This window comes from Methylobacterium sp. WSM2598 (assembly GCF_000379105.1).
Lineage (GTDB): Bacteria > Pseudomonadota > Alphaproteobacteria > Rhizobiales > Beijerinckiaceae > Methylobacterium.
In genome coordinates this window covers 4,661,034-4,687,676 of sequence record NZ_KB900609.1, presented here as the reverse complement: position 1 = coordinate 4,687,676, position 26,643 = coordinate 4,661,034, and the positions used below count along the sequence as shown (strand labels likewise).

The 26,643-nt window shown below is 73.4% G+C and carries 23 protein-coding genes; 12 read left to right on the top strand and 11 right to left on the bottom strand.

What is annotated here, in order from left to right:
• The first annotated feature begins 57 nt into the window (after positions 1-57).
• Positions 58-1,473, top strand: coding sequence for a DHA2 family efflux MFS transporter permease subunit (locus MET2598_RS0122150; RefSeq protein WP_012331056.1), 1,416 nt, complete (start codon positions 58-60; stop codon positions 1,471-1,473).
• A 162-nt stretch (positions 1,474-1,635) separates the two neighbouring features.
• Complete coding sequence (locus tag MET2598_RS0122145) at positions 1,636-1,950, top strand: hypothetical protein (RefSeq protein WP_018262392.1); 315 nt, start codon at positions 1,636-1,638, stop codon at positions 1,948-1,950.
• A gap of 33 nt (positions 1,951-1,983) precedes the next feature.
• Here MET2598_RS0122145 and gshB read toward each other — a convergent pair whose 3' ends face one another.
• Complete coding sequence (gshB, locus tag MET2598_RS0122140) at positions 1,984-2,937, bottom strand: glutathione synthase (RefSeq protein ID WP_018262391.1); 954 nt, start codon at positions 2,935-2,937, stop codon at positions 1,984-1,986.
• Between the two features lie 158 nt (positions 2,938-3,095).
• The gene (locus tag MET2598_RS0122135; RefSeq protein WP_018262390.1) at positions 3,096-3,653 is read right to left on the bottom strand and encodes a YcgN family cysteine cluster protein; all 558 of its coding nucleotides are present in this window, start codon (positions 3,651-3,653) and stop codon (positions 3,096-3,098) included.
• 264 nt (positions 3,654-3,917) lie between these two features.
• Between MET2598_RS0122135 and MET2598_RS0122130 the strand changes: the two genes are divergently transcribed.
• Genes MET2598_RS0122130 through MET2598_RS0122120 form a run of 3 tightly spaced genes read left to right on the top strand, consistent with a single transcriptional unit; the run spans position 3,918 to position 7,484 of the window.
• Complete coding sequence (locus MET2598_RS0122130) at positions 3,918-6,149, top strand: transglycosylase domain-containing protein (RefSeq protein ID WP_018262389.1); 2,232 nt, start codon at positions 3,918-3,920, stop codon at positions 6,147-6,149.
• Between the two features lie 4 nt (positions 6,150-6,153).
• Entirely contained in the window at positions 6,154-6,906 is a 753-nt protein-coding gene (locus MET2598_RS37120; RefSeq protein WP_012331061.1) for a DUF1214 domain-containing protein, read from the top strand.
• Positions 6,903-7,484 carry a DUF1254 domain-containing protein gene (locus tag MET2598_RS0122120; protein ID WP_012331062.1) on the top strand — a complete coding sequence of 194 codons (582 nt, stop codon included), beginning with the start codon at positions 6,903-6,905 and terminating at the stop codon, positions 7,482-7,484. The genes MET2598_RS37120 and MET2598_RS0122120 overlap by 4 nt, the downstream gene beginning before the upstream one ends.
• A gap of 42 nt (positions 7,485-7,526) precedes the next feature.
• Here MET2598_RS0122120 and MET2598_RS0122115 read toward each other — a convergent pair whose 3' ends face one another.
• The gene (locus tag MET2598_RS0122115) at positions 7,527-8,309 is read right to left on the bottom strand and encodes a hypothetical protein (protein WP_018262388.1); all 783 of its coding nucleotides are present in this window, start codon (positions 8,307-8,309) and stop codon (positions 7,527-7,529) included.
• 7 nt (positions 8,310-8,316) lie between these two features.
• Complete coding sequence (locus MET2598_RS0122110) at positions 8,317-8,514, bottom strand: hypothetical protein (RefSeq protein ID WP_018262387.1); 198 nt, start codon at positions 8,512-8,514, stop codon at positions 8,317-8,319.
• A 266-nt stretch (positions 8,515-8,780) separates the two neighbouring features.
• On the opposite strand from MET2598_RS0122110, the gene MET2598_RS0122105 reads away from it, so the two are divergent.
• Positions 8,781-9,902: a DUF2336 domain-containing protein gene (locus MET2598_RS0122105; RefSeq protein WP_018262386.1), complete on the top strand. Its 1,122-nt coding sequence runs from the start codon at positions 8,781-8,783 to the stop codon at positions 9,900-9,902.
• 33 nt (positions 9,903-9,935) lie between these two features.
• Here MET2598_RS0122105 and MET2598_RS0122100 read toward each other — a convergent pair whose 3' ends face one another.
• From MET2598_RS0122100 to MET2598_RS0122070, 7 genes are all read right to left on the bottom strand, one after another.
• Positions 9,936-10,280 (bottom strand): DUF1491 family protein, encoded by a 345-nt coding sequence (locus MET2598_RS0122100; RefSeq protein WP_012331066.1) that lies wholly within the window; start codon positions 10,278-10,280, stop codon positions 9,936-9,938.
• An 88-nt stretch (positions 10,281-10,368) separates the two neighbouring features.
• Positions 10,369-11,208 carry a peptidoglycan-binding domain-containing protein gene (locus MET2598_RS0122095; protein WP_012331067.1) on the bottom strand — a complete coding sequence of 280 codons (840 nt, stop codon included), beginning with the start codon at positions 11,206-11,208 and terminating at the stop codon, positions 10,369-10,371.
• A 281-nt stretch (positions 11,209-11,489) separates the two neighbouring features.
• On the bottom strand, positions 11,490-14,678 hold the full coding sequence (locus MET2598_RS0122090) for an autotransporter family protein (protein ID WP_018262385.1): 3,189 nt from the start codon (positions 14,676-14,678) through the stop codon (positions 11,490-11,492).
• Between the two features lie 247 nt (positions 14,679-14,925).
• Complete coding sequence (locus MET2598_RS0122085) at positions 14,926-15,411, bottom strand: potassium channel family protein (RefSeq protein WP_012331069.1); 486 nt, start codon at positions 15,409-15,411, stop codon at positions 14,926-14,928.
• Positions 15,412-15,470: 59 nt separating this feature from the next.
• On the bottom strand, positions 15,471-16,214 hold the full coding sequence (locus tag MET2598_RS0122080) for an SCO family protein (RefSeq protein ID WP_012331070.1): 744 nt from the start codon (positions 16,212-16,214) through the stop codon (positions 15,471-15,473).
• A gap of 6 nt (positions 16,215-16,220) precedes the next feature.
• Positions 16,221-17,543, bottom strand: a complete 1,323-nt coding sequence (locus tag MET2598_RS0122075; protein ID WP_012331071.1) for a selenium-binding protein SBP56-related protein — start codon at positions 17,541-17,543, stop codon at positions 16,221-16,223.
• Positions 17,544-17,725: 182 nt separating this feature from the next.
• The gene (locus tag MET2598_RS0122070) at positions 17,726-19,672 is read right to left on the bottom strand and encodes an alpha amylase C-terminal domain-containing protein (RefSeq protein ID WP_018262384.1); all 1,947 of its coding nucleotides are present in this window, start codon (positions 19,670-19,672) and stop codon (positions 17,726-17,728) included.
• Positions 19,673-20,448: 776 nt separating this feature from the next.
• Between MET2598_RS0122070 and MET2598_RS0122065 the strand changes: the two genes are divergently transcribed.
• The 6 genes from MET2598_RS0122065 to MET2598_RS0122040 all read left to right on the top strand — a co-directional run bounded on the left by MET2598_RS0122065 (position 20,449) and on the right by MET2598_RS0122040 (position 26,562).
• Positions 20,449-20,688, top strand: coding sequence for a hypothetical protein (locus tag MET2598_RS0122065; protein WP_012331073.1), 240 nt, complete (start codon positions 20,449-20,451; stop codon positions 20,686-20,688).
• 424 nt (positions 20,689-21,112) lie between these two features.
• On the top strand, positions 21,113-23,515 hold the full coding sequence (locus MET2598_RS0122060) for a TonB-dependent receptor (protein WP_018262383.1): 2,403 nt from the start codon (positions 21,113-21,115) through the stop codon (positions 23,513-23,515).
• 3 nt (positions 23,516-23,518) lie between these two features.
• Positions 23,519-24,202: a Fe2+-dependent dioxygenase gene (locus tag MET2598_RS0122055; protein WP_012331074.1), complete on the top strand. Its 684-nt coding sequence runs from the start codon at positions 23,519-23,521 to the stop codon at positions 24,200-24,202.
• A gap of 17 nt (positions 24,203-24,219) precedes the next feature.
• Complete coding sequence (gene exbB / locus MET2598_RS0122050) at positions 24,220-25,266, top strand: tonB-system energizer ExbB (RefSeq protein ID WP_018262382.1); 1,047 nt, start codon at positions 24,220-24,222, stop codon at positions 25,264-25,266.
• A 13-nt stretch (positions 25,267-25,279) separates the two neighbouring features.
• Positions 25,280-25,753 carry a TonB system transport protein ExbD gene (gene exbD / locus MET2598_RS0122045; RefSeq protein WP_012331076.1) on the top strand — a complete coding sequence of 158 codons (474 nt, stop codon included), beginning with the start codon at positions 25,280-25,282 and terminating at the stop codon, positions 25,751-25,753.
• A complete protein-coding gene (locus MET2598_RS0122040; RefSeq protein WP_018262381.1) occupies positions 25,750-26,562 on the top strand; it encodes a TonB family protein in 813 nt (270 codons plus the stop codon). The genes exbD and MET2598_RS0122040 overlap by 4 nt, the downstream gene beginning before the upstream one ends.
• Positions 26,563-26,643: the final 81 nt, after the last annotated feature.

The window sequence follows — 26,643 nt, the reverse complement described above, 5'->3', positions numbered from 1 at the left end:
CCGGATGATATCCGCCGTCAATATCATCCGGGTCAAATTCGCGAGGCTCCGAGCCCGATGCGCCCTGCCCGGATCGTCCCCCTGGTCGTCGCCACGGCCCTGTTCATGGAGAACACGGATTCGACCGTGATCGCGACCTCGCTCCCGGCGATCGCGGCGGATCTGGGCGAGGACCCGATCGCCCTGAAGCTCGCCCTCACCTCCTACCTGGTGAGCCTCGCGATCTTCATCCCGGTCAGCGGCTGGATGGCGGACCGGTTCGGGGCGCGCACGGTCTTCCGCCTCGCGCTCGCCGTGTTCATGGGCGGCTCGCTCGCCTGCGCGGCGGCCGATTCCCTCGGCTGGTTCGTGGGCGCGCGCTTCCTGCAGGGCATGGGCGGGGCCATGATGGTGCCGGTGGGGCGGCTCGTGCTCCTGCGCAGCGTGCCGAAGGCGGAACTCGTCCAGGCGCTCGCCACCCTGACGATCCCGGCCCTGGTCGGCCCGGTGATCGGCCCGCCGCTCGGCGGCCTCATCACCACGACCCTGAACTGGCGCTGGATCTTCTTCATCAACCTGCCGATCGGCCTCGCCGGCATCCTGCTGGCGACCCGCTACTTCGCCGACCTGCGCGAGGCCGAGCGCCCGCCCCTCGACGGGGTCGGCTTCGTGCTCTCGGGGGCCGGGCTCGCCAGCCTGATGCTCGGCCTGGCCTCGGGCGGGCGCCACCTCCTGCCCGCTTCCGTGTCGTGGGGCTGCGTCGGGGCCGGGCTCGCGCTGCTCGCGCTCTATTGCGGCCATGCGCGCCGCACCGCCCACCCGCTGATCCGCCTCGACCTGATGGGCTACCCGACCTTCCGGGCGGCGATCACCGGCGGCAGCCTGTTCCGCATCGGCACCGGGGCGATCCCCTTCCTGCTGCCGCTGATGCTGCAGCTCGGGTTCGGGCTCGACCCGCTGCATTCGGGCCTGCTCACCTTCGCGGCGGCCGCGGGGGCGCTGTTCATGAAGACCCTGGCGGCCCGCATCCTGCGGTCCCTCGGCTTCCGCACGGTGCTGACAGTGAACGCCGTTCTGGCCGCCTGCCTGCTCGCCGCGAACGGCCTGTTCACCCCCTCGACCCCGCACGCGCTGATCGTGGCGGTGCTGCTGATCGGCGGCTGCTTCCGCTCGCTGCAATTCACCGCCGTCAACGCCATCGCGTACGCGGACGTGGATTCGCGCGACATGAGCGCGGCGACGAGCCTCGCCAGCGTGGCCCAGCAGCTCTCCCTCAGCATCGGGGTGGCGTTCGGGGCCTTCGCGCTCGAGAGCGCCGCGCAGTGGCACGGGCGCGCCTCCGTGCGGTCGGAGGATTTCTGGCCGGCCTTCCTGGCGGTGGCGCTCGTCTCGGGCCTGTCGGCCTTCGCCTTCGCGCGCCTCGCCCCGACCGCCGGGGCCGAGGTCTCGGGCCACCGCCGCGTCACCGCGCGGCCGGCCGCGGACGCGACCTGAGCTGCGCGGCCGACGCAGGGTCGCACCGGCCCTCGCCGCCCACTTTCAGCACCCATTCAGTCGCGCTTCCCTACAAGGATCGTCGTCGCGACGGCGGGAGATCTCTCCCGGGCAAACGCCGCGATTTCCATTCTCAATCATGCGAGATCGAGGGGATCGGCCATGAAGCGCATCGTCTCCGCCTGTGTGGCTGCCGCAACCCTGGCCGGCATGGTGACGGCGGGCGCGTCTCCGGCGCAGGCCGGCGGCTGGCGGGCGGGCCCGGCGATCGCGCTCGGCGCCATCGGCGGCCTCGCCCTCGGCAGCGCGATCGCGGCGGGCTCGCGTCCCGCCTACGGCTACGCCCCGGCCTACGGCTACGCGCCGGCCTACGGGCCGGCACCGGTCTACGTGGAGCCCGACTGCTACGTCGTGCGCCGCCGCGTCGTGGACGAGTTCGGCGACGTCTACCTCCGCCGCGTGCGCGTCTGCGAGTGAGCGGGGCGCGGGTCCGGGGCGGCGTGCCGCCCCTCAGCCCCCGCCCGCCGCCCGCTTCGCCTCGATCGCGTCCCACACCGCCACCGCGAGGTCGGGGCCGCCGAGGCGCTTGATGGCCCGGATGCCGGTGGGAGAGGTCACGTTGATCTCGGTCAGGTGGCCGTCGATCACGTCGATCCCGACCAGGATCAGGCCCCGCCGCCGCAATTCGGGGCCGATCGCCGCGCAGATCTCGCGCTCGCGGGCGGTCAGCGCGGTCGCCCCGCCGGTTCCGCCCCGCACCATGTTCGAGCGGATGTCGTTGCGCGCCGGCACCCGGTTCACGGCGCCGAGGGGCTCGCCGTCGACCAGGATGATGCGCTTGTCCCCCTCCGAGATCCGGGGCAGGAAGCGCTGGATCACCCAGGCCTCGCGGAAGGTCTGGGAGAAGAGGTCGAAGATCGAGCCGAAATTCGGGTCGTCCGGCGTCACCCGCAGCACCGCCGCGCCGCCGTGCCCGTGCAGGGGCTTCATCACCACGCTGCCGTGCTCGGCCCGGAACTCCTCGATCTCCTGCCTGTCGCGGGAGATCAGGGTCGGGGGCATCAGGTCCGGGAAATGCGTGACGAAGAGCTTCTCGGGGGCGTTGCGCACCTCGAAGGGGTTGTTCACCACGAGCGTCGCCGGGTGGACGCGCTCCAGGAGATGCGTCGCCGTGATGTAGGCGAGGTCGAAGGGCGGGTCCTGGCGCATCAGCACCACGTCGAGATCCGCGAGGTCGACGCGCTCCGGGCTGCCGAGCGCGGCGTGCGCGCCCTCGACATCCTGCACCCGCAGCGCCTCGGCGCGGGCCGTGACCCGCCCGTCGCGCATCGAGAGCCGGTCGGGCGTGTAGTGCAGCAGGGTGTGGCCGCGCGCCTGCGCTTCGAGGAGAAGCGCGAAGGTGGTGTCGCCCGCGATGCGGATGCTCTGGATCGGGTCCATCTGGACCGCGACGGTCAAGGCCATGGGAAGGCGCCTCCGGTCGGCGGCGTTATCGGGCGCGCCCGTCCTCCTGGCAACGGGGCGCGAAAAAAGGCCCCGCTCCGGGAGGAGCGGGGCGTGAGATCAGGGAGGAAACGTCATGGTGACCCGATCGGCCATGCAAACCGCGTGCCGAAATCCCGTCAGGCCTGCGGATCCTCGGCCGGCCAGCCGACGATCCGGTCGAGGAGTTCGTCCGTCTCGAACTCCTCCTCGGTGCCGCTGACGCGCCCGCGCACCGAGATCCCGGCCTCGTGCACGGTGGCCCGGCTGCCGGAGACCAGAGGGTGCCACCAGGGCAGGTCGCGGCCCTCCCGGACGAGGCGGTAGGCGCAGGTCGGCGGCAGCCAGGGCAGGCGGCGCACCGCCTCCGGCGTCAGGCGCACGCAATCCGGCACCCGGCTCTGGCGCCGCGCATAGTCGCGGCAGCGGCAGGCGCCGATGTCGAGGAGCGTGCAGGCCACGTCCGTGTGGTGGATCTCGCCGGTATCCTCGTCCTCGAGCTTGAGCAGGCAGCAGCGCCCGCATCCGTCGCAGAGGCTCTCCCATTCCGGCGCGGTCATCGCTTCCAGGCTCTTCGTGCGCCAGAACGGCGCGGCGGGGTCGCTCCCGGGCGGCGCGGAAAGCGGCGGGACGGCCTCGCGTTTGGCGGCCTTGAGGTTGGCGGCCTTGGGTTTGGCGGCCTTGGGTTTGGCGGCCAAGGGCAGATCCTTCGTCGGGGGCGGGGCTTCCCTCTGCCGCAGCCGGGCCTCCCGCACAAGCGCGGCCGCCCCTGCGCAGTCCTGCGACCTCGCGCCCCGGCGCGTCCGGGCGCAGGATCCGCGAGGGATCCGGGGCGCCGCCGCGGCGTTGCCGCAGGGCGCCAGCGCGGCCGTTTCCGAAACCCGGCCTCGCGATCCGCGTCGAGTTTGGGTACACCTCACCGTCCGGCCCGCTGACCGGCCGGGCCGCCAAGGACATCCACCGTGCCGCTGAACCGGCTTGCCTCGCTCTGGACGCGCCTCAATCGCGCCGCCCTCGGATTCGACGCCTGGGTGAATGCGAGCCTCTACGAGGGCGGCGCCGGGCTCGGCGAATCCTATTCCCGCTTCTCCGACGCGATGCGGCGGCGCTTCACCGTGCGGGGCGTCAAGCGCCTGATCCTCGACCTGTCGAGCGAGGCGGTGACCCTCACCCTCGGCGGCGCCGTCGTCATGGTCACCCTGGCCCAGCCCGCCTTCAACCAGACCAGCGAGAACTGGCTGAAGGCCCAGGACCTCGCCGTCACCTTCCTCGACCGCTACGGGACCGAGGTCGGCCGGCGCGGCATCAAGCACGACGATTCCCTGCGCATCGACGAGTTCCCGGACATCCTGGTCAAGGCCCTGATCTCGACCGAGGACCGCCGCTTCTACGACCATCTCGGCATCGACCCGATCGGCACCCTGCGGGCGCTCACGGTGAATGCCCGCGGCGGCGGCCACGTCCAGGGCGGCTCCTCGCTGACCCAGCAGCTCGCCAAGAACCTCTTCCTGACCAACGAGCGCACCCTCCAGCGCAAGATCAACGAGGCCTTCCTGGCCCTCTGGCTGGAATGGCACCTCACCAAGAACGAGATCCTGAAGCTCTACCTCGACCGGGCCTATATGGGGGGCGGCACGTTCGGGGCGGCGGCCGCCGCCGACTATTATTTCGGCAAGAACCTCAAGGACATCTCGCTGGCCGAGGCGGCCATGCTGGCGGGCCTGTTCAAGGCGCCGACCAAGTACGCGCCGCACGTGAACCTGCCGGCCGCCCGCGCCCGCGCCGCGGACGTGCTGCACAACATGGTCGAGGCCGGCTACCTCAGCGAGGGCCAGATCCAGTCCGCCCTGCGCAACCCGGCGACGCCGGTGACGCGCTCGCGCGACATCAGCGCCGACTACTACCTCGACTGGGCCTTCAACGAGGTGAAGCGCCTCGCCGACGAGGGCAAGCTCAAGCGGGAGCGGGTGCTCGTCGTCAAGACGCCCCTCGACCTGTCGATCCAGCGGCGGGCCGATCAGGCCGTCGAGAACATCCTGCGCCAGTTCGGCGACGCCTTCGACGTCGAGCAGGCCGCCCTCGTCACCATGGACCCGGACGGGGGCGTGCGGGCGATGGTGGGCGGCGCCGATTACGGCCAGAGCCAGTTCAACCGCGCCACCGACGCGCTGCGCCAGCCGGGCTCGTCCTTCAAGCCCTACGTCTACGCGGCGGGGCTCTCCACCGGCCTGTGGCGGCCCGACAGCAAGGTGGTGGATTCCCCGGTCTGCATCGGCAATTGGTGCCCGGCCAATTACGGCCGCTCCTTCGCCGGCACGGTGCCGCTCTGGGTCGCGGTCGCGAAGTCGATCAACACGATCCCGGTCAAGTTCTCGATCGCCATGGGCAAGGCGACGGGCGAGACGCACGAGGCGCGGGCCGCCAAGCTCGGCCGGGCCAAGATCATCGACACCGCCCACCGGATGGGCATCACCAGCAACCTCGTCGATTCGGTCTCCCTGCCGATCGGCTCGGCCGAGGTGACGGTGATCGACCAGGCGGCCGGCTACGCGGTCTTCGCCAACGGCGGCAAGCGCGCCAAGCCCTACGCCGCCGTGGAGATCCGCACCTCCGCCGGCGAGGTGATCTATCGCCACGACACGAGCGAGCCGCCCCCCGAGCAGGTGCTCTCGACCCGCGTCGTGGCCGACATGAACTTCATGCTCAACAAGGTCGTGGAGGAGGGCACCGGCCGCAAGGCGCAGGTCGAGGGCGTGAAGACCGCCGGCAAGTCCGGCACCACGAACGCCTACCGGGACGCGTGGTTCGTCGGCTACACGGGCAACCTCGTGACCGCGGTCTGGTACGGGAACGACGACCATTCCTCGAGCAAGAACATGACCGGCGGCTCGCTGCCCGCCATGACCTTCCACGAGGTGATGGCGCCGGCCCACCAGGGGATCGAACTCAAGCCGCTGCCCGGCTTCGAGGGCGACAAGCCGGGCGCGGTCGCCGCGAAGGCGCCGGCCCCGGCCCCGCCGCCCGGCGCGCCTCCCGGCACGATCTCGCGGCGCTCCTTCGAGGTGCTCGGCGGCATCGGCAGCCTGTTCCGCGCCGTCGAGCCCGCGCCCGGCCGCTCCGCCATGCGGGAGGTGACCGCACCCGGCAGCGTCGCCGAGGGCGGCCGCCCGGCCGGACGGCTCGCCACGCGCTGACCGGGTGCTGACCTCGCCCCCGCACCTGCGCTACACGCAGCCGATGCAGCCGTCGCGAACAGCCCGGGTGCCGGCGGAGTGGTCCGCCCGCGCCGCCCCGCTCCGCCCCGCCCTCGCCCGGGCGCGCAGCGCCCTGCGGCGCTCGGGCCTCGATCCCCGCCGGACCGGGACCGTGGGACTCGTGGTCTACGCCCTCGCGCTCGGCGGCGGCCTGGGGCTCGCCAGCGCCAATTGGGCGACGCGCGGGCGCTACCCCTTCGGCGGCGTCGCGCTGAACGCCTGGACGGCGTGGCCGCGCATCGGCTCGCGCGACGCGGACCCCTACGTGCGGGCGATCCACGCCCGCACCGGCGAGATCCCGATCGCGCTCGGCGAGGGGCTGCTGCTCACCGCCCGGGAGGACGATGCGGGCCAGCGCCTCTCGCCCGGCTGCAGCTACCGGATCGCCGGGGCGACGCCGCCGGCCCGGGCCTGGACGCTCACCGCCGAGCGCCGCCGGCCCGCCGCCGCGCCCGCGGCGGAGGGGCCCGTGCCGCGGCGCGGCTTCACCTCGACGGAGGTGCTGCGCGACCAATCCGGGCGCTTCGCCATCACCCTGTCGCCCTCGGTCCAGCCCGGCAACTGGCTGCCGACCCCGCCCGGGGAGGGCGCCCTGCGCCTGGTCCTGCGGCTCTACGACACGCCGGTCGCGGCGAGCACCGGCGTGCTCGAGCGCGAGGGCGTCCCCTCGATCACGCGCCTGGGCTGCGACGGATGACCCCCTTCGGCCGCTTCCTCATCGCGACGCTGTCCGGGCTGGTGCTGGCGGGCATCGTCCACATCGCGGTGGTGCTGGCGATCCCCGCCCTGTCGGCCCGGGACGCCCTCTCGCGCACCCGCGCCACGCTCAGCAACGACACCTCGGTGCTGATCCACGCCGCCGAACTGAGCGGCCCGCCCGAGGCGGCGGAGGGATGGCTGCCGCCGCAGGACCCGGCGGTGGCGGTGGGCGTCTGCGCCTACGACCTCGACGACGGGCCGGTGCGGATCTCGGCCGAGACCGGCCCGCTCTTCGAATCCCTCTCGGTGCACGGCCGCGGCAGCGCCTTCTACGCCATCACCGACCAGGCCGCCGTGAAGGGCAACATCGAACTCGTGGTGATGACCCAGCGCCAGTTCGACGAGGCGCTGGCCAACGCGGACGAGGACGAGCGCAACCGCGACGTCCGGATCGTGGCGCCGAGCCGCCAGGGCTTCGTGGTGGTGCGGGTGCTCGCCGCCCTGCCGAGCCAGCAGGCGCTGGCCAACGCGGCCGCGCGCTCGGTCTCCTGCACCATCGACGGGCCGGACGAGTGATCCGCCGGCCCGGGGCGCCGCGTCGGGGCGCCGCGGCCTCCGTCAGCCCTTGGTCACCAGCACCGCCTCGGTCCCCTCCCCGGGCGCGAGGCCGCAGCGCGCCTCGGCGTCCACCGGCAGGAGCGGGTCGAGCAGCCGGCGGCGGGCGGCCAGGAAGGCGAGCACGCGCTCGGCGCCGACCGCCTCCTCGTCCGGCACCGCTACCAGCAGGTGCTCCAGGGCGTAGCGGTAGCCCTCCTCGCGCAGGCGCGCCTCGCGGCGGACCCAGGCGACGAGGCAGCGATTCTCCGCCACCCGCAGGGCCGCGCTGCGCACGTCCGCGTCGTTGAGGGTGCGGATGAAGGGCAGGCTGCGCAGGCGCGTGAGATCGGCCCGCATCACCCGCGACGCCGTCTCGGCGAAGGCCGGGAGCAGGCGCCCGTCCGCCGCGGCGTCGTCCGAGAGGCGGCGGTAGCGGGAGACGGGCGAGCGCGCCTCCTCCGCCATCAGCGCGTCGAAATACGCCGAGGGCGCGGCGGGGCGCCACTCCGCCGGAAGCAGCCGGGCGCGGGTGAGGTCGGCGAGCGCCGCCTCGAAGGCGAAGGGATCGCGGGCCGGCATCAGGTAGCGCCACGCCCGGTCGCGCAGGACCTTCTCGTCCTCCGTGAAGGGAAACGGCGAGGCCGGCGCGCTGCGGTCGCGGGCCGCGAGCGCGCCGGCCGCGTCGACGAGGCTGTTCCAGGCCGTGGGAGCCGGGCGGCCGAGATCGCCCTGCTGCACGCAGGAGGCGATGAGCGGCAGGGCGGCGAGCAGGATCGGGCGGCGCAGGAGGCCGCGCGGCCCCATCCGCGCGTCAGCCCCGCTTGCGGGCGTCGCCGCCCGCGGGCGGGCAGGCGAGCGGGGCGGGATCGGGCATCCGTTCATAGCGCACCCCGGTGAAGAGCAGGACGGTGGCGCCCGGGTGCTCGGCGGCGTCCGGCCGGCGGGCGGGCCGGGCCGAGGCCCTCAGGGGCACGATCTTCCCCGTGACGCGATGCTCCGGACCGCTCATTGCCGCCTCCCAAACCCGACGACCCTCCGAGAACCGCCGTGCGGGACGGCGGCGCGCTGATCGCTTCCTCATGACGCGGCGTGGTTAACGAGAGGTTTCGGGACGGGGTCCGGACCCCCCTCGCCCGTAAACCGTCCGTCACTGCGTCCCGGCGGCATCCCCGCTTTCCCCAGCCCCGGCGCCCGCCCCTCCCGACAGGCTTAAGCGTCGCTTTACAGGGCCGGCCCTAGGGTCGGGGCCTTCGTATTGCGTAGCCGATCCGCCCGATGTCACGTCCCGCCGTCGACGCCCTGCCGGACCTCTCCGGCCTCCTCGAACTGGCGCAGGACCGCCGGCTCGACATGAAGCCCGTGCTGCTGCGGGTCCAGACGGACCTCTTCCGGGCCGCGCCCGTCCGGGATCCGGGCACGATCCGGGCCTTCGAGGCCCTGGCCTGCGGGCTGATCCCGACCGTGGATGCCGCTACGGCGGCGCTGGTCGCCGAGAGGCTCGCGCCGCTCGCGGACACGCCCGAGAGCGTGCTGCGGCTCCTCGCCGCCCACGGGGGCGAGGCGCGGGACGCCGTGCTGCGGCTGAGCCCGGTCCTGTCGACCGACCTCCTCGACGCCGCCGAGAACGGACCGGCCCTCGACGCGGTGATCGCCCGGCGCGGCGACCTCAGCCGCGCGCTGATCGAGGACCTCACCCTGCGGGAGGATCCGGCCGTCGACCTCGCCCTGGCGGGCAACCGGGGGGCGCGGCTCGACGGGCCGGCCCTGGCGCGCCTCGTCGCCCGCGCCCGGACGCGGCCGGACCTCGCGGCCGCCCTCGTCGCCCGCGACGACCTGCCGGCGGTCGACCTCGCCCCGCTCTACCTCGACGCGCCGACCGGCCTGCGGGCGCGGATCCGCGAGGGGGTGGCGGCCCGCGCCGCCCTGCGGCCCCTCGCCAGGCCGGCGCCGCGCGGCCTCGGGGAGGCCCTCAAGACCTTCGCGCTGCGCGGCGCGCGGGAGCGGGCGGAGGCGGAGCTCTCCGCCGCCCTCGGCTTCGCGGGCGTCGCCTGGGACTTCGCCGCGCCGCGCCGCCACGACCTCCTCGCCCTCGCGCTCAGGGCCGCCGGGCTGAGCGAGGAGGAGGCCGTGTTCCTGTTCCTGCGGCTCGATCCCGAGATCGGCCGCTCGGTCGAGGCGGTCTTCGCCCTGGCGAACCTGTTCCGCACGACGCTTCCCGCCACCGCCCGCGACCTCCTCGCGGCCATCCTCGGCGAGGAGCCGGCCGAGCGCGTCGCGGGCCCCGAGCAGCACCGGCCCCATCACGGCCCGGCCTCGCCGCGGCTGCGCCCGGCCGCGCCGGCCCTGCGCCCGGCCCTGCCCGAGCGCGTCCGGCGCTCGCAGACGAGGAGCGAGTAGGCGGGGGGCGCCACGCGGGCGGCGGGCCGCCCCTCAGCCCTTGGCGAGGTCGAGGAAGTGGCGGCCCTGCGGGTCGTCGATCTCGATGATCCAGAGGTCGGGGTCGAAGCGCATCTCCTTGGTGAGGCGGGTCTCGACGTCGGGGGGCATCGCCTCGGTCATCAGCGCCTCGAAGCGCCGCACGCCGTCGTCGTCCGCGGCGAACAGGGCCTGGGGCGCCGGGCCGTAGAGGTCGGCGCGGCCGTCGAGCCGATCCACCTTGACGAAGATCGCCCCGGCCTCCGGCGCGCCCCGCCGCCGCTGCACCGCGCTCACGCCCTCGACCGCGCAGCGGCGCAGGTGGGCGGCGACGAAGAAATCGGAGCGAAGGCGTGCCATCCGCGAGTCTCCCGGCCGGACCGCCCCTGCTACACAGGCCGGACCGCCGGGCCAACCGGGTCCGGGCGGCGCGGCGCCCCGCCGCCGCTCAGTCCGGCTTGAGGCCCGAGCGGCTCGCGAGTTCCTTTAGGGTGCGGGAGGCCACCTCCGGCGAGCCGGGCAGGCGGCGCTCGCGCTCAAACCGGGCGATGGCCGCCCGGGTGGCCGGGCCGGCGCGGCCGTCGACGGCGAGCGGGCCGTAGCCGAGCTTCACCAGGGCCTTCTGGGCGAAGGCGACCTGCGGGTCGGGGTGCGGCGCCTCGCCCCGGTCCGGGCCGGCCGGCCTCCGCGCCGCCGGCTTGGCCTCGGCCGCCCGGGTTTCCGGGGCGCGGAGAGCCGCGAGCTTGGCGGAGGCGGCCGGCGCCGCCTCTCCCCTCGGTCGCGGCGGGGGCGGCGGCAGGGAGGCGAGGGATTTCTGGCTGCCGGAGGCGGGCCGCGGCGGCGCGTCGTGCGGGGCGACCGAGGCGGTGACCTGCGCGTCGCCGCGGAGGATCTCGCCGATGCCGTCCTGCGGCGCCTCGGCGGGGTGCGGGGCGGGGCGGGGCGGGCGGGCGTCGGGCTTGGCCGCGGACTTGGTCGGGGCGTTGGCCGGGGATTTGGCCGGAGCCTGGGCGAAGAGGGGCGCAGGATGCCGGCCGTTCTGGAAGCTGAGGGCGTTCACCGCCACGGCGGCCGTGGCGGCGAGGGTCAGCAGCCCGCCGGCGATGGCGGCCGGATGGCGCAGCAGCGCCTCGAACCGGCCGCGCGGGCCCCCGGCCTCCGGCAGCGCCGCGGGCGCGGCGGCGGGCCGCCGGACCCGCGGCGCCGCGCCAGGCGGGCGCGGCACCGGCCGCGCCTCGGGCACGATCGTCAGGTCCGGGTCGCGGGGCCGGGCGGGCGCCTCGGGCATCGCCTCTCCTGCGCTGGAGCAATCCGGGCAGGAGGGTACGCGCGCACCCGTCTCGAATGTCCTAATCCCAAAAGCCCGGGATGCTGACGCACCGGGCCGTCGGCCCTCTCGAACCGTCGACACCGCGCCGAAGGCTTGGCGCGAAGGATGGCTTGGCGCGAGAAATGGCTTGGCGCGAGAAATGGCTTGGCGCGAGAAATGGCTTGGCGGCGATGCGAGAACGGAACCAGCGGTCATGAGAGATGACCGCTGGGATGACCCGCGGGCTCCGGGGTGGAGGCTCAGAACCGGTAGGTGAAGCCGCCCTTCACGGCGTGGTCCTGCGCCCGCGGCCCGACCTGCCCCGTGTAGGACACGTCGAGCGTCGCCCGCTCCGAGAGCCGCAGCGAGAGGCCGGCCCGCGCCACGAGGGCGTCGCGGTCGATCGGGATGCCCACCGTGACGAAGCCCGGCGCCGCCCCGAATGCGAGCAGCGCGGTCGGCACCACGTCCCCGAAGGCCCGGCGATAGCCGAGCAGCCCGTGCAGGATCACCGGCGCGCCGAAGCCCAGGTCGAGGCCCGTCTGCGCCCGCACGCCCGCCGTCAGCGTCGGGATCTCCGCCGTCCGGGCGGCGCCGGTGAGGGCCCCCACCCCGCCGGTCTCCGCGAAGCGGTCGCGGTCGATGCTCACGGAGGCGCCGCCCACGAAGGGCTCGATGAAGGCCGGGATGGGCGCGAGCGGATCCTTGCCCGCGACGGACGGCGCGCCGCCCAGCACGATCCTGTAGCCGATCTCGCCGAAGCCCTGCACCGTCGCGCCGCCGTAGCGCGCCGCCTCGGTCTCGGCCACGCCCGGGAAGGTCACGCTGCGGCGCGTGCGCAGGCTGTCCCCGGCATAGACCGCCCCGAGCCGCAGCGCGAACGGACCCGCCTCGTAGCCGCCGTACACGCCCCCGAAGCCGCTCTCGATCGTGCCCGACTGCACCCGGCCGGGCGTGTCGAGGCTCGTCGTCGTGTAGCCGCCCGCGACGCCGAGCGTGAGGCCGTTCCCCAGCCGCAGGTCGGCGCCGAGCACGAAGCCGGCCGTGTCGCGGCTCACCGCCACGGCGTTCCCGTCGCTGCGCGCCTCGCCGAAGGAGCCGAAGCCCTGGCCCCAGAGGCCGAACACCCGCGGGTCGAGCACCCGGACCGGCACGGGCGCCGCCGGGGCGGCCCGCCCGGGCAGGTCGGCCGTGTAACTGGCCGGCAGGCTGCCGTAGTCGCGCACGCCCGCCTCGCCCCGGCGCAGGCGGTCGAGGATCGCCTCCCGCACGAAGAAGGCGGTCTCGGAGGCGGCGGAGACGCTGCTCGCGTGGATGTCGCCGCTGAGGGCCTGGAAGGCGCCGACCGCCTCCGGCGTGGTCAGCCCGACGGTGCGGGCCGTGACGGCGCTCGCCCCGCCGCTCGCCTGGATGCCGTTCGCCGCGGCGGCCTGGTTGCGGGTCCGGGCCACCGCCGCGAAGGGAACGTCGTTGCGGGTGAGCGTCAGGTCGACCTCGTTCGCCTGGTAGCGCAGGGTCGGGGTGAGGAAGGCGAAGTTGGCGGTGACGCCCGCGAAGCTGCCGCTCACCCCGCCGCCCGCCGTCAGGATCGGGTAGAGGGTGCGCGGGGCGTAGGTGCCGGCCTGGGCCAGAACCGCGACGGTGCCCCCGGCGAGGGCGGCGGTGCCGGTGGCGGCGAGGCGGTCGGCCTGCCCGGCCGCGTTGGCCTCGACCCGGTAGGTCGAGCCGGCCGCGAAGGCGACGGTCCCGGCGACGGTCAGGGTGCCGATCGAGGTGCCGGGCGCCACGGTGCCGCCGGACTGGGCCACGATCCCGCCGACCGTGCCGGTGCCGCCGAGGAGGCCGCCGGCTCCGACCGTGACCGGCCCGCCGATCACGCCGTTCGCGTAGAGGGCGCCGGTATCGCCGATCGTCACCGCGGTGGTGAGGCGGTCGGCCGGGTCCATGCGCAGCGTGCCGACCACGTTGTCGAAGTATCCGGCGGCCGCGTAGAGGTCGAGGCGCGCCCAGTAGCTGAGCGGCTGCCCGTAGAAGGCTGCGAGCGCGGTGGTCTCGGTGTTGACCAGGATCTGGTTGATCGTGGCGGTGGCGAGTTTCCCGGAGAGGCCGCGATTCGGCGCGAGCGTCGCGGCCGCGCCGGTGCCGCCGTAGAGGGGCGCGAGGAGGATCGAGGCGTCCGGCCCGCCCGCCGGGGCCTGCTCGCGGGGCGCTTGGTCGAACGGGAGGGTGGGCAGGCCGTAGGTCAGGCGGGACTGGTAGAGCGCCTGATTGGCGGCCGAGGGCAGGTAGGGGGTGTTGGTCGTGTTGGCGGCGCCGGCGGCGCAGGCCGCCACGGAGGCGCCGCACTGGGCCGCGAGGTAGCCCTGGAGCTCGCCCTGGGCGCGCGTGAACAGGCCCGGCAGGTTCATCGCCAAGCCGGTGGTCGCGGCGTTGGCGATGTAGGCCGGGTTGGTGAAGGCCTGGGCGAGGTCGTAGGCCGAGAAGGCCCGCGACGCGACGATGTCGAGCGGGTAGTGGACGCCCAGCACGATGCGGCTGTCCGCGTATTCGGCGGCCCGGGACAGCATGCTGCGGTATTGCTGTGGCACCAGCATGGCGAGCAGGATTCCGTCCGTAAAGGCGTACTGCGTGTGCCCGCTCGGGAAGGACGGGTTGGTGGCGATGCCGTTGAGCGCCGTCGGGTCGAAGATCGCGTAGCGGCCGGGCGCGACCTGGATCGGCCGCGAACTGCCGTAGACGTCCTGGCCGGCCTGGGTGTTCGTCACCCCGTAGGCGAGGTCGTAGACGCTGTCGCGGGCGTTCGGCAGGCCGTTCAGGGTGGGCAGGGTGGAGCCCGCCGGCGCGACGGCCGGGACCGGCACGTAGTTCGCGGGCGTCGTGCCCGGGTTCGTGGCGGCGCCGTTCGCGAAGTAGTTCTTGGCGACGCCGAGATCGGTGCCCATCACCGAGTAGGCCGTGTTGAGCAGGGCGAAGGTCGCGGCGAGCGGACCCGTCGTGGCGGTGCTCGCCCGGATGCCGGCCTGGTAGAGGCTGCCGAGCTGCGGGCCGAGACCGCCGACCGGCTGGAGCGGGTTCAGCGTGCCCGCGCCCTGGACCGCCTGGAGCGGCAGGCCGCCCGCGAGATTGTCGGCCGGCCCGAGAGTGACCGTCGTGCCGTTGGCGAGGGTGATGGCGGTGACGAAAGCCGCGCTGCCCGGCAGCGCCTTGTCGCTGATCGCGAGCTGCCTCTGCACCGTCGTCGCATTCTGGTTCTGCGCGATCGCCTGCGAGAGGTTGAGCTGAAGCGTCTGCCGGCCGACCGGGGTGCTGGCGAGCGACAGGAAGGGCGCCAGCAGGTTCAGCACGTTGACGTTGGCCGGCGTCGTGTTGACGGCCTGGGCCCGCGCCGCCCCGACTCCCATGATGGCCGTGATCACGGCCGCAAGCGAGACACCCGACAGGAACCTCATCCGGCTTCCCCGAAGTCATTCTGAGCGATGCTCTCGGCCGGGATGGTTAAGGTGCGGCAACGCGCGGGTCGCCGTCATAATCCGTCATAATTTCTGCCGCATCCGGACCGTGTCCGAACTGCCACGACTCGCGATGAGCCGGCGAAATATCTTTGTTTCGAATTGGTATCTCGGCATCCGCGGCGCTCGCCCGCGCGTTCTCCGCCCCGTGCGGTCGAGCAAGGCTGGCGCGATCGGGACCCCTGGGTCAGGGTTCCGCCCCGGGCGGGAGCAGGCGCGCCCGCGCGGCCCGGTGGGCCCGCCCCTTGCCGTGGAGGGGCCAGTAGCGCTCCATGGCCAGGTAGGTGAAGGAGGCCGACCAGCCGATCAGCAGGAGCCCGTTCAGGGCCTCGACCCCGGCGAGCAGCCGCGTGTGCGAGGCCGGAATATGGTCTCCGAAGCCGAGCGACGTGTAGGTGACCACCGAGAAGTAGAGGCAATCCTCGAACGAGGTGACCGGGACGCCCGCGAAGGCCCCGTGGCCGAGCCGCAGGACGAGCAGCCAGTACATCCCGGCGTAGATCCAGACCGCGATGGTGTGGCCCACGAAGGCGGCCAGCACCACGACCAGGATGCGGGCGCGCGGCGGCACCGGGAGGTCGGACAGGTGCTCGGAGGTGAGCCGCAGCACCTCGTAGAGCACCAGGATCGTGGCGACCACGAGGACGATGCTGGCGGTGATGGCGACGAGCATCCGGCAAGAATGCGGGCATCTTGGGCTGCCCGTCATTGACCTTGCTCAACCCGGCCGCATCATTGGCGGGCGGGTTGCGGCCCCTGCCCCGACCGCGCCTCCGCCGGGGCGGTCCCGTCGGCTCCCCCGGGTCCGGCCTCCTCCAGCAGCAGGGTTCGGACGTCGTTCAGGACGAGGGCCGGCTCGAAGAAGTCGAGGCTGTAGATGTTGCGGATGCGCCCCCGCCGGTCGATCAGGAAGGCGCGGAGGAGGTGGCCGAGCGCGCCGCCGGGGCGGCGGTCGAGCCGCTGGTCGTAGGCAGCGAGGATCGGCGCGAGGGCGTCCCGGTCGGGCGCCGTGAGGAAGGCCCAGGCGGGCGCCGCCGGGTCCGAGGAGCGCCACGCGGCCGCGAAGGCGCGCATCACCTCCGGCGTGTCGTGCTCCGGGTCGAAGCTCAGCGTGACGAGGCGCATCCGCCGCGACAGGTCCGCGTCCGCCGCGGCGAGGTCCTGCAGCCGGGCCATGTCGGCGCTGGCCAGGGGGCAGAGGTCGCCGCAGCGCGTGTAGATCAGGGCGAGCACGGTCGCGCGGCCGCGCAGCGCGTCCCGCAGCAGGTCCAGGCGGCGGCCGGTCTCGTCCAGCACGACGCCCCCGGCCGCCGGCCGGATCGGGGGCAGGCGGTAGCTCCCGGCCGGCGGCACCGGGAAGGAGGGGCCGGCCGCGGCGCCGGGCGCGGGCGGGTGGCCCTCGTGGGCCGCCGCGCCGAAGGCGGGCACCGCGACGGCGAGCGCCGCGGCGAGGAGCGGGAGCGCCGCCGGTCGCATCCGGGCTCAGTTCGTGGAGGGCGAGGCCGCCCCGAACGCCATCATGTGCGGGCGCCCGAGACGCTCGGCCGTGAAGTCGATCGCGAAGCGCGGCGTCAGCGCGGCGCCGTCCCAGGTATACGCCTTCAGGAACTGCTCGTTCTCGGCCCCCGTCTTGTCCCAGTTCGCCAGGAGCGAACTCGTGTAGTAGAGGCGTTTGCCGTCCCAGCTCTGCGAGACCATGTTGAGCTGCGCGCCGATCTTCTTCTCGTAGATCTGCCGCGGCCGGTGCGGGTCGGAGACGTCGAAGACGCGCGTGGTGCCGTCCATGAAGGTGTCCACGAACAGGGTGCGGTCGTCCGCCGAGAGGCTGATGTCGACCGGGAGCGGCAGCTTGGAGGGATCGCCGATATCGGCCACCGCCTCGGCCTTCCAGGTGCCGCGCTCATCCTCGTGGACGAGCCAGATCTTCGCCGTGAGGGCGGTCGAGGTGAAGGCGTAGGAGTGGTGCGGCCCCCAGGCCCAGCGGATCTCCAGGGGCACGCCCGGCACGTGCAGCACCGACCGGGGCTGCCGGGCGTGGAAATCCCACACGACCATGGTCTGGCCGAAGCGCTTCATGGCCTCGGCATCCGCCACGACCTCGGCGAGCGGGCGCATGTAGTTCTCGAGGCCCGTGAAGGACGAGGTCAGCATCACGTTGCGGCGCGGCAGCACGCGCGCGTCGTAGCCGTAGCCGTCGGCCCGGGCCTCGATCCGGGCGCCGTTCGGGGCCGCGTCGGTCGGCAGCCAGTGGGTCGCGATGTAGTCGCCGCCGTTGGAATACTCGACGAGGGCCGCCCGCCCGGTGCCGTCCCGGTTCGAGAGGCTCGGGATGAGCATGCGGCCCGGCAGCGCGTAGGCGCCGTGCGGGCCGGCCGCCCCGCCGCTCCTCTCGACGAAATCCTCGATCACCTTGACGAGGCGCGGCGTCCCGGGATCCGACGCGACGTCGAAGATGAAGATCTTGCTGTCGGACAGCCCGGCCGCCCAGAACTGGCGGCGGTCGTCGGTGAAGCCGCCGTGATGGGCCTCGTGCCGGCCGCCCACCGAGGCCGCGTGGATCGGCTTGCCGAAGGTCGGCGAGCCCTCGCGCGCGTCGACCGTGACGAGCTTGTCCGAGCCGTCGCCGAGCCCCTCGACGCCGAGCGTCCAGACGTAGACGAAATCCTCGACGCCGGTGATCTTGGCCATGTAGGGCGACTGGCAGGTCTCGTCGGCGAGGGCCGGCCCCGTCGCCAGCAGAAGGGCGGCGGCGCCCGCGCGCCACGCCGCGCGCACGCCGGACGGTCCCGAGTGGATCCTGCTCATGGATCTCTCCTCCCCGCCCCCTGCCCGCGCCGACGTCCTCCCGCCTCGACCGGCCCGGACGGGGCGGCGGGGAGCGGGATCGTGGCGACACCTGTTGCGATCATGCTTCGCCAATTCGGCGGGGGTGTCAATCACGCGACCCGGGCCGCCGGGATCTCCCCCGGCCCGGGCCCGCGGACCGCTCACGGGTCCTCCTTGACGAAGACCACGACGGCGTTGGCCGGCAGGACCACCGCCGCCGAGTGCGGCAGTCCGTGCAACGGCGGGCCGCCCGCCTCGATCGCGCCGGAATTGCCGGCGACCGCCGGATTGACCCAGCCGTCGTAGACGTCGCTGTTGAAGGCCTCGCGCCACGTCCCGCCCCGCGGGAACCCGAGGGCGTAGCCGTGCCGCGTGGCCTCCGCCAAGCTCGCGGCGACGACCACGTCCCGCCCCTGGCCCGGCAGCCAGCGATGATACGCGATGACGCGGTTGAGATTGTGGACGTGGAAGACGTTGATCTCGCCGCGGGTCAGCGCCGGCTGCGCCCGGCGCAGGCCGATCAGCTCGCGCGTGAAGCGCAGGAAATCCGCCATCGCCCGGTCCTGCCGCAGGCCGTCCCACCAGATGCGGTGGTCGGGATCGTCGGGGGAATCGCTCCAGAGCTTGTCCTCCAGGAACTCCTGACCCATGAACAGGAGCGGGATGCCGGGGCCGGTGAGGAGCAGGCCCGTCGCGACCCGCGAGCGGCTGCGCGCGTACCACGAGCGCGCGTTCGACGGATCGGCGGCGGCCGGGACGCGCGGGCGCCGGTCCTTCGCCTCGTGGGCGACGAGCAGGACGTCGTGGTTCTCCAGCATCTGGACCGCGCGCCAGCGCTGCGGGAGGCCGTTCCACGCCGCCAGGGCCTGCGCGACCGGGTCGAGGTTCACGTCCGCGTCGCGCCCGCCCGCCGCCTGGGCGAGCGCCTGCCGCACGCTCTCGCGCAGGCCCGCGTGCCAGACGAGGTCGAAGCCCGCGCCGCCCTCCGCCGCCGGGCGCACGCAGGCGGCCTGATCGGGCGCCCAGTACTCCGCGACCTGCACGGCCGAGGGCTTGGCGCCGCGCAGGGCCGCCGTCAGGTCCTGGCAGAAGGACCAGCCGCCGAACGCGTCGATGACGCTCACCTCGTCGTAGCGCAGCCCGTCGACGTGGAATTCCCGGGCCAGGAACACGGCATTGTCGATCAGGAACCGGCGCACCGGGGCGTTCCAGTACTCGAAGACGAGGCCGCCCGCCCAGCCCCGGTCCGTGAAGTAGAGGCTGTCGTTGTTGTTGCCCTGCGGGACCCGGTCGAAGAAGTACAGGCTCTCGTCGCCGAAATCACCGCCCGCGTGATTGTAGACGACGTCGAACAGCACCGCGATGCCGTGGACGTGCAGCAGGTCGACGAACAGGCGCAGCTGCCCGGCGGCGTCCCGGATGTCGGCCGCCGCCACGGGGGCGTGGCCGCGCGCGGCCAGGAGGGCGTTGGCGCGCCGCAGGGAGGGGCCGAGTTCGGCCTCCGGCACCGCATAGGTAAATTCCGGCGAGAAATAGTCGGTGCCGTTGTAGCCGAGGCTGAAGGCGGTCGGGAATTCCACGATCGGCAGCGGCTGCACGGCCGTGACGCCGAGCTCGGCGAGGTAGGGGATCCGGTCGATCGCGTCCAGGAAGGTGGCGACCCGGCCCTGGCGCCGGTCCGCCCCCGCCGCGTCGACGGCGAAGAAGGTCCCGACATGGAGCTGGTAGATGATCAGGTCCTCGTAGGCCGGCGGGCGGAACCCCGCATCGTGCCAGGGATAGGCCGCCGGATCGGTCACCACGCAGTTCCAGTCCGGGGCGACGATCTCGCGCGCGTGAGGGTCGCGCTTGTATCCCCGCGAGCCCGGCCCCTCGACGTAGAACTTGTACTGCGCGCCCGCGCCGACGCCCGGTACGAAGCCGGCCCAGCAGCCGGAGGGATCGCGCACCAGCCGCTGCGCCTCCGCGCGAGGAGACCAGCCGTTGAACGAGCCGGTCACCCACACGCCGAGGGCGCGCGGGGCCCAGCACCGGAAAGTGCAGCCGCCGGGCCTCGCCGTGGCGCCCATCGGCGTGTCGGGACCGATGTGAGTCTGGCTGGCGGGCATGGGACCGTCCTCGCTTCGCTCGCCTCCCCCGATTCGGTCGCGTGCCGCCGTGTTCGGCGGTCATGCCGAATTCCTCTCACGCACACGCTCAGTGTCTCGCCCCGCTCGGGGCCGGAAGATCGCGCACGCCGCACGACAACCCGCATTCGACAGGCGGATGCGGCGAAGCGGATGGACTACGCAAGACAAGGATGTCTGTAACTCCCTTATAGGCGAAGCGCCTCGATTGAGAAGGCCGATGATCCGGCCGCGTCGGAAATTTCGGTCGGCGTTCCGGCCGGACAAATCCGGGCGGATCTGGCGCCGCGACGGTCTCTGCCGGTCCGATCGCGGGCGGGCGGCGACCTTCCTCAGCTTTCGACCGGCCGAATGTCCGCGTCGCGCTCGCCCTCGTCCCGCCTCGCCCGACGGGCGTTCCCCCTCCGCCCGGCCGGGAACCGGCCGCGGGGCGGCGCCCGGCCCGGGCGGAAGCCAAGAGCGGCTGCCAAGAGCGACTGCCAAGAGCGGCTGCCAAGAGTAGCAGCCAAGAGCAGCGGCAGACGAGTCGCGGGAATGCCGCGTCACCGGAGCTGCGACGCCCTCGCTCACCCTGATTTATTCTCATTCAAATCTGTGCGGCGGCGCGAGATGGGGGTTTCATCTTGCGCGACCGGCCCGGCTCCCGGTAGCTGGGCCGGAACAGGGGCTGCCCCGCCCCGGTGCGCGGGAGCGCCCCCGGGGCGCCCGGCCACGGGGTCCGCGCCGGAGCGCCGGCCCCTCGCGCGAGGATGCCACGGATGGACGAACTGAACGGACGGATGCTCGGCGTGCAGATCCTTCTCACCGGCGTCATCGCCCGGATGGCCGGCGAGACGCGCGACCCGGTGGGGTTCCTCAGCGAATTCCGCGACGAGATCCGGGCGGTGGTCGGGGGCGTGCGCATCGCGGGCGCCGCCGACGAGGGGCGGGTGCGGGCGAGCGCCCTGGCGGCCGTCGACGAGCTGTTCGCCCTGATGAAGCCCCCGAGCCGGGAATGAGGGCGCTCGACCGGAGTGCGGGCCGTCATCCCGCCCGTTTCCGGAAAGGTTCGGGTTGTTGCTGCCTTGCAACAATACAACCTTAAATGGCAATCTTTCAACGGATCCGGCCCCGGCGCCCTCCCGGCGACGCAGCAAGGCCCTGATCGCACAAGGGGAAATCTCGACGCCAGCGAGATCCGCAGATCATTCTTGGAAAAAGTCTAATCAGGGACTCTACCTCTGCGTTAGATAACTGCGATTGCTGTGATATTCCTTATTATAATTCCAAACTACGGCGATTGACTGGAAAATTATCCTGCCTTTTTTAGCTTTCATGTCCGGCCCGAGGCGTGGCGCGGCATCCATACAGGGGGCACCATCCGTGAAGCGGCCGAAGCCAGTTCCGCATCTCCGGCGTCGGGCCGGTCACAGCCATCCGACGATGCTGGCGGATCCGAAGGGCGCGGTCGGCATGGCCTGCGCGGTCGCCGTGGGGTCGGTCGGGACCGCCCAGGCCCAGCAGGCTCCGGCCGCGGCGCTGCCCCCGCTCAACGTCGATGCCCCGATCGTCCGGCCGCGCCCGCCGGCCCCGCAGCCGACCAAGGCGCAGGTGAAGGCCCGCACGGCCCTGCGCCAGGTCGTGCGCGCCCGGCAGGTGGCGGCGCCGCCCGTCGCGGCGCCCGCGCCCAGCCCCGCCGCGGGCGGCGCCGCGGCCCTGGCGCAGCTCGACGTGGGCGGCAGCCCCTACGCGGACCCGGCCGCGCCCTACAAGGCGGACCGCCTCGCCTCCAACCGCTTCACGCAGCCGATCCTGAACACGCCGAAATCGATCACCGTGGTGACGCGGGAGGTCCTCAACGACAAGAACGCGACGAGCTTCCGCGACCTCGCGCGCACCACCGCGGGCGTGACGCTCGGCACCGGCGAGGGCGGCAACGCCTTCGGGGACCGGTTCTTCATCCGCGGCTTCGACGCGCGCAACGACGTCTTCATCGACGGCATCCGCGACCCGTCGGTCAGCGTGCGCGAGAACTTCTTCACCGAGCAGATCGAGATCCTGCGGGGGCCCGCCTCGACCTTCGCGGGCCGCGGCACCGCGGGCGGCGCCGTCAACATCGTCACCAAGCAGGCGGGCTTCGCGGATTTCGTCAGGGGCGAGGGGCAGCTCGGCACTGACGCGACCCGGCGCGTCACCCTCGACGTCAACCAGGTGATCAGCCCGGCCCTGGCCGTGCGGGTGAACGGCCTCTACCAGGAGGCCGGCGTCGCGGGCCGCAACTCCGTCTACGACGACCGCGCCGGCGCCGCCGTGGCCGTGACCCTGAAGCCGGCCGACGGCTGGACCTTCACGGCGAACTACTTCCACACGGACCTGGACAGCCTCCCGGATTTCGGCGTGCCCTTCAACGTGCGGGTGCGCCGGCCCTTCACCGAGAGCATCGTCCCGCGGGACACCTATTACGGCTTCGTCAACCGCGACTTCTACCGCGTCCAGCAGGATACCGGCACCCTGACGGCCGAGTACGCGCCGTCCGACGGCATCAAGCTGAGCAACCGCTTCCGCGCCGCGCATTCCGTGCTCGACTACGTCGGCACCTTGCCCCAGGCGCCGGTGATCCCGGCCAACGGCAACCTCGCCGGCACGACCCTGACCTTGAGCCCGCAGAGCCGCTACCAGACCGTCGACGTCGTGGCGGACGTCGCCGACGCGACCTTCAAGTTCGCGACCGGGCCGATCCTGCACACGGCCGTGATCGGCAGCGAGATCAGCCGCGAGAATGTCGGCCGCGACACCTATGCGGGGCTGCGCTCGGAACTGTCGAGCGCCGGAACCGGCGGCACCTTCACGGGCACCGGCAGCCTGACCGGCGTCAACATCCTGGCGCCGCCCAACCTCCTGCCCTTCGCCCGCAAGCCTTACCGGGCCGGCAACCCGACCACCATCCCGGTCGACACCAAGGCGGCCTACCTGATCGAGACCGCCAATTACGAGGACGTCGTCCTCCTGAACGGCGGCGTCCGCTACGACGATTACAACGTCTCCTCGACGAGCGGCAACAGCACGGTGCGGGCGCATTCGGGCCTGCTGAACTACAATGTCGGCCTGACGGTGAAGCCGCAGCCGTTCCTGAGCCTCTACGGGGCCTACGCGACCTCGTCGAACCCGGTCGGGGCCGAGCTCGACGCGTCGAGCTCGGCCTATGGCGGCCTCAGCCCGACCGCGACCGTCAACCAAGTGTTCGGGCCGGAGCTGAACACCGCCGAGGAGGTGGGCGTCAAGGCGGAGCTGTTCGACCGCCACCTGCTCGCGACCGCGGCCCTGTTCCGCACCACGAAGGAGAATGCCCGCGAGACCGTCGGCACGGGCGCGGCCGCCACCATAGTGGCGGACGCGGCCTACCGCGTGGAGGGCGTCGACCTCGAACTCGCCGGCAAGATCACCGACCGCTGGAGCGTCTTCGGCGGCTACGTGATCATGGACACCAAGGTCACCAAGAGCGCCAACCCGGCCACCATCGGCTACCGGCTCGCCAACATCGCCCACCGCTCCTTCAGCATGCTGACCAAGTACAAGGTCACGAACTGGCTCGAATTCGGCCTGCAGGCGGTCAACAATTCCCGCATCTCCGGCGGCACGCTCGCCTCCAACAACAACGTGCTGCCCTCCTACTGGCGCTTCGACGCCTTCCTGGAGGCGAAGGTCAGCGAGAACCTGACCGTGAAGCTGTACGGTCAGAACCTGTTCGACCGGAAGTACTACGACGCCTTCTATCGCAGCGACGCGCCCTTCACCTTCATCGCCCCGGGCCGCAGCGTCTACCTCATCGCGCAGGCGAAGTTCTGAATCATGCTGGTCTGCATCCCGGAGGTCCTGAGCAAGGACGAGGTCGCCGAGTTCCGCCGCATCATGGACGCGGCGGAGTGGGAGGACGGCCGCGCCACGGCCGGCGCGCAATCGGCGCTCGTGAAGCGCAACGAGCAATTGCCGCCCGACGGCGAGGTGGCGCGCCAGCTCGGCGCGCGGGTCGTGCGGGCCCTGCTCGCCAACCCGCACTTCGTCTCGGCGGCGATCCCGCTCCAGATCTTCCCGCCGCTCTTCAACCGCTACGGCGAGGGGCACCATTTCGGGATGCACGTCGACAACGCCGTGCGGGGCGATCCCCTGACGGGGCTGCGCATCCGGACCGACCTGTCCGTGACGCTGTTCCTGGCCGAGCCCGACGAGTACGACGGCGGCGAATTGGTGGCCGAGGACTATTACGGCACGCAGGAGGTGAAGCTGCCGGCCGGGGACCTCGTCCTCTACCCGTCCTCCAGCCTGCACCGGGTCACCCCGGTGACCCGCGGCACCCGGGTGGCCTCGTTCTTCTGGCTGCAGAGCATGGTCCGCAGCCCTCAGGCGCGCAGCCTGATCTACGACCTCGACGGCGCCATCCAGGGTCTCGCGGCGGAGCTGGGCCAGGATCACGCCGAAGTCGTCAGGCTGGCGGGGATCTACCACAACCTGATCCGCACATGGGCCGAGGTATGAGGGCGAGGGACCAGAGGATGAGGGGCAGAGATCCGAGGGAGCGCGCCGCGCCGCGCCGGCGGCGGGCGTCCGCGGCCTTCCGCGCCGGGCTCGGCGCGTGGCTGATCCTGGCCCTGCTCGGCCTCGCCGGCGCCCCGGGGCGGGCGCAGCCGCAGGGCGCCGCCGCGCCGCCCGACGCGGCCGCGCCCGCTCCGGCGGCCGCGCCCGCTTCGGTGGCCGCGCCCGCTTCGGTGGCCGCGCCCGCTTCGGCGGCCGCGCCCGCTTCGGCGGCGCCGGCCGAGGCGCCGCCCGCGGCCGCCGAACCGGCCCGCGCGCCGCAGGCGGACCGGGCGGAGCCCGCCGCCCGGCCGGCCGCCGCGGCGCCGCAGATCCACGACCTGTCGCCCTGGGCGATGTTCCTGAATGCCGACATCCTGGTGAAGATCGTGATGTCCGGGCTCGCCCTCGCCTCGGTGGTGACCTGGACGATCCTGGCCGCCAAGACGGTCGAGCTCGGCCTGGCGCGGCGCGGCCTCGGCCGGGCCCTCGGCCGCGTCGCCGGCGCGGGCAGCCTCGCCGAGGCCGAGCGGGAGCTCGGCGGGCGCGACACCGTGCTCGACCGGCTCGTGGCGGCCATCCTCGACGAGGTGCGGATCTCGCGCGGCCTCGGCGAGGGCATCAAGGAGCGCGCCGCCTCCCGCTGCGCGGAGATCGTGAAGGCGGAGGGCCGCACCGCCCGCCGCGGCATGGGCGCGCTGGCGACGATCGGCGCCATCTCGCCCTTCGTCGGGCTGTTCGGCACCGTCTGGGGCATCATGAACAGCTTCATCGGGATCGCGAGGGCCCAGACCACCAACCTCGCCGTGGTGGCGCCCGGGATCGCCGAGGCGCTGCTCGCCACCGCCATCGGCCTCGCCGCGGCGATCCCGGCGGTGATCGTCTACAACCACTTCGCGCGGGCGACGCGCGGCTACGGCGAGCTCGTCCAGCGGGCCTCCGGGGCCGCCCAGCGCCTGCTGTCGCGGGATCTCGACCGCGACGGCGAGGCCGGGCGGCGCCTGTCGCTCGCCCGCGCGGCCGAGTAGCCGGGAGGCCCCGATGGCGGTCGCACTGGGCGGCGACGAGGACGACGGCGACGATTTCGGCGAGGCGCACGAGATCAACGTCACCCCGTTCATCGACGTGATGCTCGTCCTCCTGATCATCTTCATGGTGGCCGCGCCGCTCTCGACGGTCGACCTGCCGATCGACCTGCCCTCGTCGAGCGCCCTGCCGCAGAAGAAGCCCGACAAGCCGACCTACGTGACGATCAAGGCGGATCTCGCGGTGGCGATCGGCGAGACGCCGGTCAAGCGGGTCGACCTCGCGCGCACCCTCGACGGGCAGGGCGACGGGCGAAAGGACCGGCGCATCTTCCTGCGCGCCGACCGCGCCGTGCCCTACGGCGAGATGATGGACGTGCTGGAGATCCTGCGCGCCGGCGGCTACCTCAAGGTGGCCCTCGTCGCGCTGGAGGGAGCGCCCGGCGCGGATGCGAGGGGGGCCGGCGGCGCGCCTCCCGCGCCGCGATGACCGGACCGGCTCGCGGCGAGGCCGCGATCGGGCGGGTGGGGCGGACGGCCTGGCCGATCTGGCTCGCGGCCGGCGCCTTCGTGCTGGCGCTGCACGCGAGCGGCCTCGTCCTCGCCCTCGGCGCGGCGGTGCCCGACGAGTCCGACGACCTCGGCGCGAGCGCGCTGGAGATCGGCCTGGAGATGGCCGCGCCGCGCCGCGAGCCCTCCGACCTGCCGCCGGGCCCCGAGGCGGAGGAGGCCGCGGCCGCGCAGGCCATGGTCCAGCAGCAGGCGACCGAGACCCCGACCGAGCTGCCGAAGGCCGTGCCGACCGAGGCGGAGGATCCCGACCGGATCGTCTCGCCCGACGCGACGCGCAAGCCGCAGGAGGACAAGCCCGAGGTCAAGCGGACGGAGACGAGCGCCTCGCAGGAATCCGTCGCCTCGGAGGCGGCCGCCGTCCCGACCTCCGAGACGATGCGGGAGGCGCCGCGCTCGACCGCCCCGGTGCTGGGAACGGGCGAGAGCGCGCGGCGCGCCCGGGTGACGTGGCAGAAGCAGCTCCTCGCCCATCTCGACCGGCACAAGCGCTACCCGAGCGGCGCCGCCCAGGCGACCGGCCAGGTGACGGTGACCTTCGTGCTCGACCGCCTCGGCCGCGTCGCCTCGGCCTCCGTCAGCGCGGGATCGGGCGACGCGGCGCTCGACCGCGCGGCCCTGGCGATGATGCAGCGCGCCGATCCGGTCCCGCCGCCGCCGCCCCTCGTGGCCGACGAGGGCCTCACCTTCGCGATCCCGGTCGTGTTCCGGGCGAAGAAGGGCAAGTGAGGAGAAGGGCACCTGAGGGCGGGACCGCGCGCCCCGCGCCCGTGCGGGCCCGCGCGGCCGCACCGCAGGGGGAGATCCGGG